This is a genomic window from Bacillus cereus group sp. MYBK222-1, assembly GCF_051916425.1.
Taxonomy (GTDB): Bacteria; Bacillota; Bacilli; order Bacillales; family Bacillaceae_G; genus Bacillus_A; species Bacillus_A paranthracis.
This window is the reverse complement of record NZ_JBQAGP010000001.1, coordinates 139,180-155,739: the sequence shown is the minus strand read 5'-3', so window position 1 is coordinate 155,739 and position 16,560 is coordinate 139,180. Positions and strand designations below refer to the sequence as shown.

Sequence of the window (16,560 nt, the reverse complement as noted above, 5' to 3'; positions counted from 1 at the left end):
TTCATTCTGTCTTCAAAACAAAAAAGAATTCTCCTACGAGAATTCTTTTTATTAACTCTTAAACCTCTATTATTATAGGAAGGATCATCGGTTTTCTTTTCGTATTCGTATATATATACTTCCCTAAAGCTTCTCTTACTTCTCTTTTCAAAATACCCCAACTATTCACTTTCTCTTTCTTCAAATTATTAATTGTAATAACAGCTAATTTATTTAATTCCTTCAAAAACTCTTCTGAATCACGAACATAGACGAATCCACGAGAAATAATATCAGGACCTGAAATTATTTCTCCATCCACTTTATTAAAAGTAATAACTATAACGAGCATTCCATCTTCTGAAAGTTGTTTTCGATCACGTAATAATGCATTTCCAACATCACCAATTCCTAATCCATCTACATATATATTTCCTGCTTGTATTTTTCTCGATTGAACGGCCACTTCATTACTTATATCTACAACATCTCCATTACGAACGATAAAGATATTCTCTTTTTCAACACCAATTGATTCTGCTAACAAACTATGGTGATGTAGCATTCTAAACTCTCCATGAATTGGGATAAAATATTTTGGCTTCATTAATGTGAGCATTAACTTTAATTCTTCTTGATATGCATGGCCAGATACATGGACTCCAGTAGAACTGCCTGATCCGTAAATCACTCTTGCCCCTAATGCAAATAAGTTATCGATAATTCGCGAAACATTACGTTCATTTCCTGGAATAGGAGTCGCAGCTATAATAACTGTATCTTCTGGTAAAACATCTACTTGCCTATAGTTTCCACTAGCTAAACGCGCTAAAGCTGCCATTGGTTCTCCTTGACTTCCTGTACAAAGTATTGCGACCTGCTTTGAATCTAAATGATTTACCTCATTTGCTTCAATTAGCATACCATCTGGAATATTTAGATACCCTTTCTCTAGAGCAACTTCTACTACATTTACCATACTTCTGCCGAGCAAAGCCAGTTTTCGATTTGTTTTTATACAAGCTTCAACTATTTGCTGAACACGATTCACATTAGAAGCAAATGTAGAAATAATTACTTTTCTATTTGCTTTCATAAATATTTCCTCTATCCGTTCTCCTACCGATCTCTCTGATGGAGTAAAACCTGGTCGTTCTGCATTTGTACTTTCCGATAGTAAAGCTAGTACACCTTCACTACCTATTTTAGCCATTTTATGAATATCAGGATGTTGGTTATTTACTGGTGTTAAATCAAATTTAAAATCCCCAGTATGTACTACATTACCTTCTCGAGTATGAAACACAATACCGAGACAATCTGGAATACTATGATTCGTTTTAAAAAATGTCGTCTTAATAGAACCGAGATCAATTTCTGATTCTGCGTGAATGACGATTAATTCTGTATCATTTTGAAGATTATGCTCTTTTAATTTAATTTCAATTAACCCTAACGTTAACTTCGTCGCATAAATTGGTACGTTTAGTTGTTTTAAAAAATATGGTATTCCGCCAATATGGTCTTCATGTCCGTGCGTCACGACTAACCCGCGAATTTTTTCTTTATTTTCTTGTAAGTATGTGATGTCTGGAATTATTAAATCAATTCCTAATAAACTTTCATCTGGAAATTTAGATCCACAATCAATAACGACAATATCATTTTCATATTGAATAGCGTACATATTTTTCCCTATTTCATTTACTCCACCTAAAGCAACGATAGACAAGTTATTTTTTAATGACTTCAAATGATAAGTCCTCCCTTTCACATTTATAATTCGTGAAATAGCATTTAGGCTTTATTATTTGTAATAAAAAAGGACTTCATACTATTTCATACATATAAAATCCACACGCTAATCTTATATGTATATCCCTAATAACACCGTCTCTCTCTAAAAAAGCTCCCATTTTTTCATTGATTTTTTGCAAAATATATTATATATTAATTACAGGTTCAAATTACAAGTTCAAAAGAACTTGTAATCAGACCCTTTGTTTAATGGGTTTTACATATTTTCATTAGGCAAATTCCGAGAAATCGTATGATAAAAATAAAAATGATAAGGAGAGGATCCGATGGAATTCGAATTTTTCTTTCAAATTGCACTTATTTTATTAAGTACAAAGCTTGCTGGTGATCTTAGTGTTAGATTAGGCCAACCTTCTGTACTCGGTAAATTAATTGTCGGTATCGTTATCGGTCCAGCTGTATTAGGTTGGATTGAAAACTCAGAACTTCTAACACAATTAAGTAATGTTGGTGTTATTCTTTTAATGTTTATGGCAGGACTTGAAACAGACTTAGAGGAATTAAACGCAAATCGTAATTCTTCTTTAGCTGTTGCACTTGGAGGTATCATTCTTCCATTCGTAGGTGGTTACGTTTCTGGTCTTATTATGGGAATGGAACAAGGAAATGCTGTATTTTTAGGATTACTTCTATGTGCGACAAGTGTTAGTATTTCCGTACAAACACTTCGTGATTTAGGAAAGATGAAAACACGTGAAAGTACAACTATGCTGGGCGCAGCTGTATTTGATGACATTCTTGTCGTTATTTTATTAGCATTTGCAATGAGTTTCCTAGGTACAGACGATGTTAACTTAACAATGATTATCTTGAAGAAAGTTGTATTCTTCGCTTCTATTATTTTAATCGGATGGAAAGGTGTTCCTGCGATTATGCGCTGGTTATCACCGCTACGCGTATCTGAGTCTATCGTGAGCGCGGCTCTTATCATCTGTTTCTCATTCGCATATTTCGGCGAACTATTAGGAATTGCTGGTATTATCGGTGCTTTCGCAGCTGGTATCGCTATTTCTCAAACGAACTACAAACATGAAGTAGAAAAGAAAGTAGAGCCAATCGCTTACGCTATGTTCGTTCCAGTATTCTTCGTAAGTATCGGTATGAATATTACATTTGACGGTATTGGCGATCAAATTTGGTTCATCCTAGCATTAACAGTAATCGCTGTATTAACGAAACTAATCGGTTGTGGCTTAGGTGCACGAATGACTGGATTTGATGCTAAGTCTTCTGCAATTATCGGTTCTGGAATGGTTTCTCGTGGTGAAGTTGCACTTATCATCGCAGGAACAGGACTTTCTTCAGGTCTACTAGCACAAGATTACTTTACAGCTATCGTTATTGTCGTTATTTTAACTACAATGATTACACCACCAATGTTAAAATACACTTTTGGTGCAAAAGATAAAGCAATGAAAGCAAGTAAATAAGTTTCATATGAAAAAAGGAGATTGCTGTCTTATAAGATAGCAATCTCCTTTTTTTGTTTTATCTTTAAACAAGCCCGTTCTTTTTTAACCATTTTTCAAAAATAATTCGCGCTTCATCATCATCAATATCATTACGAAATGAATACACCATAATGCCATAATCATCTATATATTCACCTAGCTTCATTTCCTCCACTTTCTTATAAAAATCGTCTACCTCATAGTGCGGAATATAAGCATCCCAAACTGGTTCATGTATTCTTTTGTACGCTGTCACTTCCAAATCATATCCATCTTCATAATATCCGATGTGATAATGTTGACTAAGATCATATTTTGTCACGAAATTCCCCTCCCTTTGAAAATTTATCATATTTCACATAATAAACAAAAGCGAGCTGTATATTACAGCTCGCTCGATTCATTAAATACGTTCCATTGCTGTCTTCAACGTTCCCACAACGAAAGCAATCTCTTCACTTGAAATAATAAGCGGTGGTGCTAGCGTTAAAACGTTATTATATCCTGCTGTTGTCATACCGTTTCGTCCTATAATTAACCCTTTTTCTTTACAAGCATTTACCACACTTGCAATTTTGTCGTTATCAATTGGCTCTTTCGTCTCTTTATCATTTACTAGTTCAATTCCAACTAGTAGACCTTTTCCTCTAATATTCCCAACAAGTGGATGCTCCCCAATTTCTTCTTTTAATTGCTCTAATAAAAGAGAACCCAGTTGTGCAGATCGCTCAATTAAATTTTCATTTTCCATAATCTCTAAGTTTTTAAGTGCTAATGCACAAGCTGCAGGGTTCCCACCAAATGTATTAATGTGGCGGAAGAATTCATATTCTCCCTTTCCTTTAAATGCTTCATATATTTCTTTTTTCACAGCTGTTGCTGATAATGGTAAATATGCACTCGTAATCCCTTTTGCCATTGTAATAATATCTGGTTTCACATCATAATTCATAAATCCAAATGCCTTTCCTGTACGTCCAAAACCGCAAATTACTTCATCGCTAATAAGCAAGGCACCGTGTTTTTGACACGTTTCATGAACAGCTTTCATATAGTCTTGTGGCGGCATTAAAATGCCTCCGCCCGTAATAATTGGTTCCATAATAAAAGCGGCAATCGTTTCACTTAGTTCCCATGTCATGACCCGATCTACTTCTTTTACACATTCCACATCATAAATGTTCTCTCTTTCTATTCCAGGCATACGATAACAATCTGGCGGCGTTACATGTAAAAATCCTGAAGCAAATGGCTCATATTGATATCTACGCTGCGCTTGCCCTGTCGCTGCCATCGTTGCCATTGTATTCCCATGATAACCGCGGTAACGTGACATAAATTTATAACGATGTGGTTCACCTTTTTGCGCATAGTATTGTCTTGCTATTTTAAAAGCTGTTTCGTTTGCTTCCGAACCACTATTAGAGAAGAAAATAACATACTCTCCTCCAAGCCATTCATTTAATTTTTCTGCAAGCTTTATAGCCGGTTCATGTGATTGTGACATCGGAAAGTATGATAATGTTTGTAATTGCTTATAGGCCGCCTCTGCAAGCTCTTTTCTTCCATACCCGCTATTTACACACCAAAGGCCACTCATACCATCTAAATATCTTTTCCCCTGTATATCTTCAACCCAGCACCCTTCTGCTTTTGCCCCTACCATTGTACTATTTGGACTAAAGGGACGCATTCCGTGCCAAACATATTGCTCATCTTTTGCTAATAATTCATCAGTCTGTTTCGTTTTCATCATTTCTTCCACCTTCCATAACAACTTATTTTTCACAAAAGCTGCGCTGGTGCCATGATGATTTAAATTTCTCCCTGCTTATTTTCATTCCACAAAATTAAGACAAATCCTACTTACAAAGCAGTATTATTTACAAGAAAATGACAAAAGAAAAAGGGGCTTTTCTTTTATATCGAAAAGCCCCTCTTTTTTAATGCGAAGACGCGTCACTAATACCATGACCAGTATTAGATTTCACAAGAATTTCATCAAATTTCGCCGTATCTTCTTTCTTACTAGATAAAACAGTTCCTAAATATGCTGCAAGAAATCCGAGCGGAATCGAAATAATTCCAGGTGTCGTATATGGGAATATCGCTTCCCCAACAAATATAGCTTTTCCGGCTACAGGGTTCCATACATTGGGGCTTAACGCCACAAGAACAATGGCTGATACAAGACCAACAATCATACCAGAGATGGCACCTGTCGTATTGAAGCGCTTCCAATATATTGTGAATAATATAACCGGTAGATTTGCACTCGCTGCAACTGCAAATGCTAACGAAACTAAAAATGCTACATTCAATGTTTGAGCAAATAACGCTAGTATAATAGATAATACAGCTACTCCAATAGACGCATAACGAGCCATGGATACTTGCTCTTTTTCCGTTGATTTCCCCTTGCGGATAATTTCATTATAAAAATCATGCGCAAATGCTGATGCTGCCGTTAATACAAGGCCTGCCACTACAGCTAAAATCGTTGCAAAGGCAATGGCTGATACGAAAGCAAATAAGAAATCTCCACCTAACGCTTTAGCTAATAAAGGTGCTGCCATATTACCAGCAGGGTTTGCTTTCATAATCGCCTCATTCCCTACAAACGCCGCTGCCCCAAATCCTAAGAAAATTGTCATAATATAAAATGCGCCAATTAACCACGTAGCGTATACGACAGATTGACGTGCCGTTTTTGCATCACGTACTGTAAAAAAGCGAACAAGAATATGTGGTAACCCTGCTGTACCAAGGACTAGTCCTAAATTTAAAGATAGTGTATCAAGACCATCTTTATACTTTACTCCTGGATTTAAAAACGAATCTTTTAATGGAGTTGCTGTTTTCATTTGAGCAAACATTTCCGTCACACTAAAATTAAATTTTGCGAAAACGATAACAGAAATAATAAATGTACCAGCCATAAGTAATACAGCCTTAACAATTTGCACCCAGCTCGTCGCGGTCATTCCGCCAAAAATAACGTACACTGTCATTAATGTACCAACAATTAAAACGGATGTTGTATATTCGATCCCTAATAATAACTTAATAAGTGCACCCGCCCCAACTAATTGTGCAATCATATAAAAAATTGAAATCGTCATCGTATTAAGCGCTGCAACTCCGCGAACTTTTTTCGCGTCAAAACGCGCCGCAATCATATCCGCTAACGTGTACTTCCCTAAATTCCTTAGCGGTTCTGCGACAAGGTATAGAACAACTAAATAAGCAACTAAAAAGCCGATACTATAAAAGAAACCATCAAACCCAGTTAATGCGATCGCTCCAGCTATACCAAGAAAAGACGCAGCAGACATATAATCTCCCGCAATGGCCAGACCATTTTGCCAACCAGTTAATCCCCCTCCAGCTGTATAAAACTCACTCGCATTTTTCGTTTTTTTCGATGCAAAATAGGTTATGACGAGCGTACCAAGGACAATAATTAAAAATAGTGCAAATGCCGTCGTATTCAAAGTCAGCCCCTCCCTTTTTGCATATTTTGTAGAATTTTTTGCGAGATTTCATCAAAGGATTCCGCCTTTTTGCTATAAATCATACATAAAGCCCAAGTCATAATAAATTGTGCAAAAGCAAATACCCACGCCCACGTAACATCACCAAATGCCGGTGTATTGAGTACCTTTGAATACGATGTTAAAATAGGTAACGCAATAAAAAAACTTAAAAAGAAAATACTCATTGGAACGATAAACTTCTTTTTCTTATTTAATAACAATTGAAATTCTTCTGACTGAACAACCTCTGTATAATTCACCTCATTTTGTAACTTACGTGCTGACGTATCATCTCTTTTCATTCTCTTATCCCCTCTCTTACTAGAAATGCAATTCCCCCTTGTATACCTAAAGACTAAATTTTGTAAATATTCAGAAACTTATTTTCATTTTAGACAATCCATACATTCCTGCAAAGATTTTTCGATAGACATTTTTCGGCATTTTCCCCTAAGTTTTTAATATACTTTTTCAAAATAAAGTGACACCTTACTTATTTTTTCCTCATTAAAACAAAAGCAGTGCTTAACGCACTACTTTTTTCTTTTTTTCCTTTTCTAAATTACGAGCTGTTTCGCTTAATTCAACGTCTTTTCCATCTTTAAGCGTTCCAAATATGAAATCGAATACTGGATTTGAAACACCAAACCAAAACTTTTCATTTTTATAATGGTGTAATATGTGCTGTTTTTTTAGCCATCTTCCAAACTTAGTAACAGGACGAATTGGCTTATGTGCAATATAATGTTTCCATTCATAAACGAGAAGCATAATAATCATTCCAATTCCGAACGAAAGTGCAATAGTAACACTTTTTGTTATAGCATATGATATAAGTAAATATATAGTAAAACTCGGTATACTAAACCATACAGGTAAAAATAACAGTTTTAAATCATCTGGATAGACGTGATGGTCATAATGTAATCTTCTTAGCATTTTTAATAAAAATACGTTTTTAGGTGGTTTTAAGTGAAATAAAAAACGGTGTGTCATATATTCGTTTAGCGTATAAAAAATAATACCAAACAAACAAGCTAACAAACCGATCCATGTGAAAAATTGCATTTTTAAAATAATGATAAAAACAAATAAAATACTATACATAATAACGATATCATGTTGTAAAAAGAACTCTTTCCCCACCCTCTTCATCTTCCTTCCCCCTTTTCAAAAAAAACAGTCGCAACATATCGTTACGACTATTTCTTTTCTATATCTTATTCTATACGCTTTACAAATTTGCCTGTTGCTCTATTGTCGAGAAAAAATTGTTCGGTCCAAATATATTTTGCTTCGGAATAATATGTTCCACCGCAAACACTGTTACTTCTCCTCTTTGTACCTCTCCAATGATAAGCCCAAATATTTCATGATTTACAGCAAACGTTGGTTGCTTTGTTTGTAGTAATCTTGCTGCATTCTGAAATACCGCTTCATATAGTGGATTTCTATCAGTAATTTCTTTTCTGATTTTTGGTGCTAACGTAATAATGATTTCTTTTCCGTCAATAGTGGTTCGATACATAAAAATCTCCCCTTCAATCTTATGTGAACAACTGTAAAGCTTTGTATGCAAAATGGATAGAATATCCTACTAAAATAATACCTGCTCCGGCTGTTATATAGCCAAGTGCTTTTTGCTTTAATAAAGTTCTGCCAAAATGGACAGAAAAAGCAATATTTATATTCCATAAAATAATACCAACGATAATACAAAGACTATACAAAAAGGCTTCTTGTTTCGTTACCTTCGTAAGCAATGAGCTAAGTGTACTTCCGTATATACCAAACCAAAAAACAAGATTTAATGGATTGGATATCGCAATTAAAAAACCTGCCATAAACGATTGTTTAAGGCCGCCTACCTCTTCTTTTTTATATTCCATATTCGATTGAGAAATTCCTTGTTTTACACTTTGAAATCCTAAATAAAATAATAAGAAAAACCCTGTGCAATACATAAAAGCTTGTACATATGTATACATAAACAGAGAAGATAAACCGAAATAGATGAGAAGCATAAACAAAATATCTGCTGTCATTCCACCAATTCCAACAACCCACGCATGCCAAAAACCTCGTTCAATTCCTCGTTTTAACATTTCAATATTAATCGGACCTACTGGCGCAGCTAATGAAATACCTAATACAATTTGTTGTATAATCGCTCCAAACATCACTCTATCCTTTCTACTTCCTTTACTATTAAGTAATGATGTAATAATTAAAAATAGACTAGCTTCCCTCAAAATATTTACTACTAAAATACCCTTTTTTATCCAAAATATGCAAAAGAGCCATCCAGATGATGACTCTTACTTTTCTATCTTATGAAGAAAAGGACATTTTCCTTTTAACGGTTCTACATCGTCTCCTATAAAGTATTGTTTCCATTCACGATGATCCGGATCACCATAATGACTAATGTTAGGATGTTTCGGCAGCTGATCCCACTTTTCAACTCGCTCACGGACCGTTTGCCTAGAATATGCTCCTTTAGGACGATCCCCTTCTAATCCATCAAATATAGTACGTGGCTGAAATCCAATAACGAGAGAATTTCCTAAATGCCTAGTTTTTCGTTGTTTATAGGCTGGTGCGTTTCCAAATGCGAATATCGGTTCCCCGCCAAATGAAAATTCCCATAAGTAATGGTCTGGGTCTTTAGGAATTTGCTTTGGCCATGTTTCCTTATCGTTTTCATGTAAATATTGTAGTACTTTCCAAAAGTAATCACGGTAATATTCCAGTGATTGCTCCTCACATTCCGGTTCTACAAAAAGAAAAAAGCCTCTTCTTACAATTGGACGCTCTTTCATTAGCTCTAAAAAAGATAACATTGTATGCGGCAAATGACTCCAATCATTATGAGATAGAAAGGAATAGCGAAGTTCATTCTTTTTCAAAGCAGTTAAACCAAAATAACATGGGAAAGTTGGTTCTAATACGACGTTAGAAAAATTTTCAAATTCCTTTGCAACCCAATTCGGTATGTCGTTTCTCATTCTCATTCCTTCATTATCTAATAAATAAAACTCATTCATTCTTTCACCCCATTATGTATAGCATTCAATTAAGACTATTACATACTTGGCCTGTCCTATACCTATTTAAAAATTTGGTTAAAAAATTATTTAAAAATACAAAAAAATAAAATCGCTTACTTGACTAAATTCTCCCAATTCGTGTATATTTAAATTAATCATTTAGCAGAATATTCAAGATTATAGCATTTTTAGTTTATATTATCTTTTCAAATGAATTTCACTAAATGAAAAAAGCAAATGTTTTTAGGAGGAATTGTAACATGCAAGGAAAAGTAAAATGGTTTAACAACGAAAAAGGTTTTGGATTTATCGAAATTGAAGGCGCTGACGATGTATTCGTACATTTCTCTGCTATTCAAGGCGAAGGCTACAAAGCTTTAGAAGAAGGTCAAGAAGTATCTTTCGATATCACTGAAGGAAACCGTGGACCTCAAGCTGCTAACGTAGTAAAACTTTAATCCAACATATGACAGGAGGTTACCTTACTTGGTAACCTCCTTTGTTATTCCTTTGTATATTTCCGTTTTCCAGAGCAAAAACTATGTGAAATGCGCACTATACAAAGGAGGAATTATTAATGGGATCAGAAGTAAATGATTTTGAAGAAGTGAAATTCCGTGTAGAAACAGCACAAAAAATGGTAGGATCAGCGACAATTTCAATGGATCCAGATACATTAGAGCATGCTACTACTGCTGTAGAAGCAGCTCGCTCTCAGCTTGAAATTATGAAATCTGTTGCAACAGATTTAGACGAGCCATTTTTAATAAATGAGGAAAAGAAATTAAGCGAGTGTGAGCATCAATTAAATGAAGCGAAGCACTAAAAAACATCCAGAGAGTTTTCTCTGGATGTTTTTTCATGACAACTGTTCCCCATATTTTTTCAATGTTTCTCCAACTGTACATTGTCTTATACAAAAGGAATGAGCATAATACTTACTATTTGTCTTTCGATTATGTTCTCGCAAAAAACATCCTTCACAATACGTTTCTAATAAGTCATTTACCTCTGTAATGAGTTGCTTTTTATCCACCTTTGCACCTCTCTATTCGGTTATTTCTTTATGACTATCAATCACTGTTCCTTCTAATGCTTGCGTAGCTAATTGATGTGCTTCTTTATTTTGTTTTCTTGATATAGGCTCACATACAAGTTTTAATTTCATTTGCTTTGCTTTTTGCTCAATTTGGTCTAAATAATGATTTAAATGTTCATCATAACAAGGCCATTCTCCAGCCAATTGCTGCAGTACAACTTGAGAATCTCCGCGAAGCGTGACCGCTTCATACTTAATCCCTAATTCCTCGAGTATATTCATGCTATATAGTAATGATGCATATTCCGCTTCATTATTATCATATATGCCTTCTATATATGCATTACGGCGAATTCGGTATTTTGTATTTCCTTTTTTATAGTATACACATATGCCTATACCAGCTTCTTTCGTCTGTACATCATAGCCGCCATCAAAATAAACGAGTATTTCTTGGGGTTCTTCCTCCACTTGTTTGCTCAGCTTCTTCATTTCCTTTAATGACCATTCTGCATCCATTTCATCGTAAAATAATACTTCTTTCACTCTTCCTGTTTTCTCGAAATCCTCCGCAAATTGAAGTGCTTCTTCTATGTTCATATAATCTGTCGTTAATTCCGTCTGAAAACCGCGTTTTGTTTTATACAACCAATGAATTTTATATTTCATACTAGATTCCCCTTATGTAAGACTTCTTATATGTATCCAGCTAATGAAAGCCTCACTTTATTTTATTATATTTTATCAAGAGTCAAAGAATTATATTCAATATTATCACATGCAAAAAGAGCTATCCCTATAGGAATAGCTCTTTCATCTATTACATAAATCTTTCAAATTGTACTCGTTTATTAATCCAGTACATTACAGGCATACCAATCGCCATAACAACAAATTCACCGATTGCACATGTTAACCAAGTCAACATGAATGGTAAATCAAATGCAAGATGAAGTTCAATTGCAATCATAAACATTGTAATTGTAAAAATGACTGTATTAAAAATCATACGAGCCCAAACACCTTTAATAAATCGCATAGAAATAATCGTCGCAGCTAATGCAAGAATAGATTGCCCTACTCCAAATACTAAATCGTAAGCGATCATAGGTGAAAAAAAGAGATTCGTTAAAAATACACCTAATACAATTCCGTAAATTGCTTTCTTATTAAATACAACGAGATGATTAAACATCTCTGAAATACGAAACTGTACATTCGTAAAGCCAAATGGCTGAATAAGCATAGAAACAGCAATATATAATGCCGCTAAAATACCATTACCGACTAAAGTTCTAATATTCATGACAAAATCTCCTTAGTTTTTTTACGTGGGATGGTTTCGAACCACGTTATTCGTTTTTTAAGCAACAAGATTATATTTTACGCGTTAGCCCCCCTTTCGTCAATAGATTCCTACCATGAACTACCCTTTTTCTTTTAGACAACGTATAATGAAATATATGAAAGATTTAGGAGGTTTTATTTCATGACTGCAACAATTCAAAATGAAAAAGTGATCGTTACCATCTCTGACAAAGGTGCAGAATTACAAAGCGTTCTCTTAAAAGAAGACAATACAGAATACTTATGGCAAGGTGATGCTACTTATTGGGGACGCCGTGCACCAATTTTATTCCCAATCGTCGGCCGATTAGTAGATAATACATACTACGTAGATGGTAAACCTTATTCTTTAACACAACACGGCTTTGCTCGTGATCTTACATTCTCTGTAGAAGAACAAAGTGAAACGAAAATCACCTACATTGTAACTAGTAATGAAGAAACATTAAAAAAATACCCATATGAATTCGAATTACTCGTTTCTTATGAACTAGACGGACAAACCGTTCATGTAACATACGAAGTGAATAACCCTGCTTCAAAAGAGATGTTCTTCTCAATCGGAGCACATCCTGGTTTCAATTTCCCGTTATTAGAGGGCGAGTCATTTACAGATTACCATCTATCTTTTAATGGTCCAGAGCGTTTAGAAACGAGCGTATTAGAAGGACCTTACCTTTCAAATAAGAAGCAACTAATTGCTGAAAGTACGAATGAGTTGCCACTTACATACGACCTATTTAAAAACGATGCACTTATTTTTGAAAATATGAATACAGATGAAATCTCCATCCGTTCTCATAAACATAATAAATTCGTAAAAGTAGAATTTGACGGATTCCCATTTGTCGGCGTATGGACACCAGGCGAGAATGCACCTTTCTTATGTATTGAACCTTGGTACGGAATTGCTGATGAAGTAAATCCAGCAAAAGATTTCAAGGAAAAAAAAGGAATTCAATCTTTACAAGCGAATGAAACATTTACATGTCGTTATAGTATTACAATCGGCTAAGTTACTCTATCCCCTACTTCAAAGAAACATATAGGTAGGGGATCATCTTATCATTTGGAGGTTTCTCATTTTGATTGAAGTATATATTGATGGTGCATCAAAAGGAAATCCTGGTCCTTCTGGTGCAGGCGTATTTATTAAAGGGGTTCAACCCGCTGTACAATTATCATTGCCCCTTGGGACAATGTCCAATCATGAAGCGGAATACCACGCTTTACTTGCGGCATTAAAATATTGCACGGAGCATAATTATAACATTGTCTCTTTTCGTACAGATTCGCAACTTGTTGAGCGAGCTGTCGAAAAAGAATACGCAAAAAATAAAATGTTTGCACCACTATTAGAGGAAGCACTGCAGTACATAAAAAGTTTCGATCTCTTTTTTATTAAGTGGATTCCAAGTAGTCAAAATAAAGTTGCTGATGAGTTAGCTAGAAAAGCTATCTTACAAAATTAACGGGGGTATGAGTGTGAAAAAAGATTGGATTGCTCCTCTTGCTTTATTATTTGTGTCTTTTATTTGGGGAGCTACATTTGTTGTCGTTCAAAATGCTATGTCTTTCGTTGGACCATTTACTTTTAATGGTATACGTTTTTTATTCGCTGGAATCATTTTATTATTCGTTCAAATGATTTTCTCAAAAAAAACTTCAAAACAACATATAAAACAGAGTAGCCTCGCTGGATTAACCGTTGGATTCTTTTTATGCGTCGGCTATGTATTACAAACATTCGGCTTACTTTATACAACTTCTTCAAAAGCTGGTTTCTTAACAGGGCTTAGTATCGTTATGGTACCAATCTTGTCTTTTATCTTTTTAAAACAAAAAGCTACTATTTTTATCGTAATTGGCATTGCTGTAGCAACAGCGGGTTTATATTTATTAACAGCAGGTGATTCTTTTCAATTAAACATTGGAGATATACTCGTTCTCGGTTGTGCAGTTGCTTTCGCTGCTCATATTCTCGTTAACGGCTTCTTCTCTAAAAAAATATCACCTTTATTGTTAAGCACATCGCAAGTATTAGCTGTCGGTATGTTTTCTTCTATTTGCGCCTTTTTGTTTGAAGATTGGGAAAAATTATTTTCAGTAGCACTATGGACGAATTCTTCCTTTTTATTTGCTCTATTTCTAACTTCCCTGTTCGCGACATCCATTGCTTTTTTCATTCAAACATCAGCACAAAAACATACGTCTCCAACGAGAGTAGCAATTATTTTCGCAATGGAGCCCGTTTTCGCTGCCTTAACAGGCGTTCTCGTTGCAAACGAACAACTTTCTATTTCTGCTATTTTCGGATGCCTATGTATTTTCCTAGGCATGGTTTTTGTTGAATTACCTTCCAAAACAAAAAAAGAAGCGCAGGCTGCGTGAAGTTACGCTTGTAACTTCCGCATAAAAGCCTTAGCGCTTTTTTTATCTGTAATTTCTTCTTCTTTCAATCGTTCTAATAACGCAACAAAATAACTCCCATCAAACTGTAATTGATGTTTAATTGTCGCTTCTATTGCTGCGTTCACAATTCCATCAGATGCACCAGTATATCCTTGTCCGAACATAATAAACCCTTGCGCTTCCTCTGATAGTTTAAATCCTTTCGTATGTAAGAATGAAAGATAATCTTCTACTGTTTGCATGATATTCCCACCTACTCAAAAATTCTCCACTTCTTATCATACATGTTTTTACACGCTATGAGAATGAAATTTCTTTGACAACTTTGTAAATCTATCGTCTACTGCATAGACAATAGAGGATTTCCTTGCAATATGAATGAATATGTAAAGTGGCACTTATTTCATATTAAAGGGGAGACACGATGAAACAAGCACTATTAATTATCGATGCGCAGCAAGAATTAATGGATGGAAATGAACAAGAAAAAGAAGTTTTTCGTAAAACCGATTTATTATCTACACTAAATACAGCCGTACAGAAAGCGATAGATGCAAATGCCCTTATTGTTTTCGTAAGAGATATCGATGTTGCTTCTGGTAGCGGAGAAGGATTTGAAGTACATAATGAAATTAAAGTACCTCAGTCTGCAATCCTTATTAATAAAGCAGCAACAAACTCATTCTATGGCACTTCTTTACTTGAACTTTTAAAAGAAGAAAAAATTAATCATATCGTTATCGGTGGATGTAAAACAGAACATTGCATCGACACCGCCGTTAGAACAGCTACTGTACAAGGATTTGACGTTACATTAATTAAAAACGGTCATTCCACAACTGATTCTAGCGTATTATCTGCAGAACAAATTATTGGTCATCATAATAAAACCCTACATGGACATTATAACGTTGATCATTTTTCTATGGTGAGAGATATCGAGGAAGACCTCTTCCAACCAACTCACGACCAATATCGTGATTAACAAAAAAAGAATCCTTCATTCAGAAGGATTCTTTTTTATCCAAAAATTTGCGCTGCAATACTGTATAGTTCCCCATTCCTTTTCAAAAATTGATCACTATTTCTCATCATAATTGGTGGTGTATTCACCTTTTGAAAACCAGTAATCTCTAATTTTTTCATAAAATCTTTTTTTCCTTCTGGTACATCAATTCTTAATTTACCATGATGTTCTCTTGCTAAATCATGTACAATTCTCATTGCCATTGCATCATTTTTAGCAGCGATCGGTCCTATTATTTTATTTTCTGGCGTTTGTATACTTATACCGTATCCTACTACATTTTCTTTTGTATCCTTTACAACGACGCACTGATCACTTTGCATAATTCTTTGTTTTAAAAACTCGTTTCGACTTGTTCCAAATGCATCTTCATCTATTTTTATTATTTTTTCTAAATCACACTCTTCATAATTCATTATATAATCTTCATTTCTTACACAATAATCATTCGCATCGTACGAGTTACATATGTATTTAGAAACATAACTTACTGCCCTAAATCCTAATTTTTCATATAAAGGTTTCCCTTCATCCGTAGCAATCAGCATAATGGGAGTATGAGCTGATACGCTATTCATACAAGAACTCGTTATCGCCTTTCCAATCCCTCTTCCCTTATAATCCGGATGTACAATTACCATTCCTATTGACGCTAACGCCTCTCCGTATAATATAATTGCAGCGCTTGCAATCAGTTCTTTTCTCTCATTCCATACGCCATATACATTACCTGAGTTAAAAATCGTTTCAACTTCTTCTCTGTTATAATCCCAACCAATATAAAAAGATAATGCAACAATATCGCCTATTTGTTCTTCCCTAAGACGCTCCACTCTTATTTTCAATCCAGTCATTCTCCATCCCCTTATTTAGACATTTAAATCATTATTACTAAATCAAC

Annotated in this window: 21 protein-coding genes and 1 riboswitch; of the genes, 7 read left to right on the top strand and 14 right to left on the bottom strand. The window is 34.8% G+C overall.

What is annotated here, in order from left to right; translation table 11 throughout:
- Positions 1-58: 58 nt before the first annotated feature.
- Entirely contained in the window at positions 59-1,732 is a 1,674-nt protein-coding gene (locus ACTFR9_RS00790) for a ribonuclease J (RefSeq protein ID WP_000838575.1), read from the bottom strand.
- 331 nt (positions 1,733-2,063) lie between these two features.
- Between ACTFR9_RS00790 and ACTFR9_RS00785 the strand changes: the two genes are divergently transcribed.
- A complete protein-coding gene (locus ACTFR9_RS00785) occupies positions 2,064-3,227 on the top strand; it encodes a cation:proton antiporter (RefSeq protein ID WP_000393887.1) in 1,164 nt (387 codons plus the stop codon).
- Between the two features lie 64 nt (positions 3,228-3,291).
- On the opposite strand, the gene ACTFR9_RS00780 is transcribed toward ACTFR9_RS00785, so the two are convergent.
- The 8 genes from ACTFR9_RS00780 to ACTFR9_RS00745 all read right to left on the bottom strand — a co-directional run bounded on the left by ACTFR9_RS00780 (position 3,292) and on the right by ACTFR9_RS00745 (position 9,831).
- Positions 3,292-3,570, bottom strand: coding sequence for a DUF3986 family protein (locus ACTFR9_RS00780; protein ID WP_073536417.1), 279 nt, complete (start codon positions 3,568-3,570; stop codon positions 3,292-3,294).
- 81 nt (positions 3,571-3,651) lie between these two features.
- Entirely contained in the window at positions 3,652-5,001 is a 1,350-nt protein-coding gene (locus tag ACTFR9_RS00775) for an aspartate aminotransferase family protein (RefSeq protein WP_440048932.1), read from the bottom strand.
- Positions 5,002-5,191: 190 nt separating this feature from the next.
- On the bottom strand, positions 5,192-6,742 hold the full coding sequence (locus ACTFR9_RS00770; RefSeq protein WP_227492976.1) for a solute symporter family protein: 1,551 nt from the start codon (positions 6,740-6,742) through the stop codon (positions 5,192-5,194).
- Between the two features lie 2 nt (positions 6,743-6,744).
- The gene (locus ACTFR9_RS00765; RefSeq protein WP_000817360.1) at positions 6,745-7,086 is read right to left on the bottom strand and encodes a DUF485 domain-containing protein; all 342 of its coding nucleotides are present in this window, start codon (positions 7,084-7,086) and stop codon (positions 6,745-6,747) included.
- Positions 7,087-7,309: 223 nt separating this feature from the next.
- Positions 7,310-7,939 carry a sterol desaturase family protein gene (locus ACTFR9_RS00760; RefSeq protein WP_000832150.1) on the bottom strand — a complete coding sequence of 210 codons (630 nt, stop codon included), beginning with the start codon at positions 7,937-7,939 and terminating at the stop codon, positions 7,310-7,312.
- Positions 7,940-8,018: 79 nt separating this feature from the next.
- Positions 8,019-8,312, bottom strand: a complete 294-nt coding sequence (locus ACTFR9_RS00755) for a hypothetical protein (protein ID WP_000286373.1) — start codon at positions 8,310-8,312, stop codon at positions 8,019-8,021.
- A 19-nt stretch (positions 8,313-8,331) separates the two neighbouring features.
- Complete coding sequence (locus ACTFR9_RS00750) at positions 8,332-8,964, bottom strand: LysE family transporter (RefSeq protein ID WP_001997146.1); 633 nt, start codon at positions 8,962-8,964, stop codon at positions 8,332-8,334.
- 138 nt (positions 8,965-9,102) lie between these two features.
- Complete coding sequence (locus ACTFR9_RS00745) at positions 9,103-9,831, bottom strand: YqcI/YcgG family protein (protein ID WP_001001973.1); 729 nt, start codon at positions 9,829-9,831, stop codon at positions 9,103-9,105.
- A 263-nt stretch (positions 9,832-10,094) separates the two neighbouring features.
- Here ACTFR9_RS00745 and cspB point away from each other — a divergent pair, with 263 nt between their 5' ends.
- Positions 10,095-10,292 (top strand): cold shock-like protein CspB, encoded by a 198-nt coding sequence (gene cspB, locus ACTFR9_RS00740; RefSeq protein WP_001161727.1) that lies wholly within the window; start codon positions 10,095-10,097, stop codon positions 10,290-10,292.
- A gap of 119 nt (positions 10,293-10,411) precedes the next feature.
- Positions 10,412-10,660 (top strand): DUF2564 family protein, encoded by a 249-nt coding sequence (locus tag ACTFR9_RS00735; RefSeq protein ID WP_000534391.1) that lies wholly within the window; start codon positions 10,412-10,414, stop codon positions 10,658-10,660.
- A 33-nt stretch (positions 10,661-10,693) separates the two neighbouring features.
- On the opposite strand, the gene ACTFR9_RS00730 is transcribed toward ACTFR9_RS00735, so the two are convergent.
- From ACTFR9_RS00730 to ACTFR9_RS00720, 3 genes are all read right to left on the bottom strand, one after another.
- On the bottom strand, positions 10,694-10,870 hold the full coding sequence (locus ACTFR9_RS00730; RefSeq protein WP_000358801.1) for a zinc-finger domain-containing protein: 177 nt from the start codon (positions 10,868-10,870) through the stop codon (positions 10,694-10,696).
- Between the two features lie 12 nt (positions 10,871-10,882).
- A complete protein-coding gene (locus tag ACTFR9_RS00725) occupies positions 10,883-11,542 on the bottom strand; it encodes a ribonuclease H family protein (protein ID WP_000875519.1) in 660 nt (219 codons plus the stop codon).
- A gap of 151 nt (positions 11,543-11,693) precedes the next feature.
- On the bottom strand, positions 11,694-12,179 hold the full coding sequence (locus tag ACTFR9_RS00720) for a QueT transporter family protein (protein WP_001026465.1): 486 nt from the start codon (positions 12,177-12,179) through the stop codon (positions 11,694-11,696).
- Between the two features lie 6 nt (positions 12,180-12,185).
- Positions 12,186-12,230, bottom strand: a riboswitch (PreQ1 riboswitch).
- Between the two features lie 132 nt (positions 12,231-12,362).
- Between ACTFR9_RS00720 and ACTFR9_RS00715 the strand changes: the two genes are divergently transcribed.
- The 3 genes from ACTFR9_RS00715 (at position 12,363) to ACTFR9_RS00705 (ending at position 14,611) form a co-directional block, all read left to right on the top strand.
- Complete coding sequence (locus ACTFR9_RS00715; protein WP_000127426.1) at positions 12,363-13,235, top strand: aldose 1-epimerase family protein; 873 nt, start codon at positions 12,363-12,365, stop codon at positions 13,233-13,235.
- Positions 13,236-13,305: 70 nt separating this feature from the next.
- On the top strand, positions 13,306-13,692 hold the full coding sequence (locus ACTFR9_RS00710) for a reverse transcriptase-like protein (RefSeq protein WP_000573873.1): 387 nt from the start codon (positions 13,306-13,308) through the stop codon (positions 13,690-13,692).
- A gap of 13 nt (positions 13,693-13,705) precedes the next feature.
- Entirely contained in the window at positions 13,706-14,611 is a 906-nt protein-coding gene (locus ACTFR9_RS00705) for a DMT family transporter (protein ID WP_139264491.1), read from the top strand.
- Positions 14,612-14,613: 2 nt separating this feature from the next.
- Here ACTFR9_RS00705 and ACTFR9_RS00700 read toward each other — a convergent pair whose 3' ends face one another.
- The gene (locus ACTFR9_RS00700; RefSeq protein WP_001195212.1) at positions 14,614-14,874 is read right to left on the bottom strand and encodes a DUF6123 family protein; all 261 of its coding nucleotides are present in this window, start codon (positions 14,872-14,874) and stop codon (positions 14,614-14,616) included.
- 182 nt (positions 14,875-15,056) lie between these two features.
- On the opposite strand from ACTFR9_RS00700, the gene ACTFR9_RS00695 reads away from it, so the two are divergent.
- The gene (locus ACTFR9_RS00695; protein ID WP_073536424.1) at positions 15,057-15,617 is read left to right on the top strand and encodes a cysteine hydrolase family protein; all 561 of its coding nucleotides are present in this window, start codon (positions 15,057-15,059) and stop codon (positions 15,615-15,617) included.
- Between the two features lie 35 nt (positions 15,618-15,652).
- On the opposite strand, the gene ACTFR9_RS00690 is transcribed toward ACTFR9_RS00695, so the two are convergent.
- Positions 15,653-16,513 carry a GNAT family N-acetyltransferase gene (locus ACTFR9_RS00690; RefSeq protein ID WP_073536425.1) on the bottom strand — a complete coding sequence of 287 codons (861 nt, stop codon included), beginning with the start codon at positions 16,511-16,513 and terminating at the stop codon, positions 15,653-15,655.
- Between the last annotated feature and the right edge of the window lie 47 nt (positions 16,514-16,560).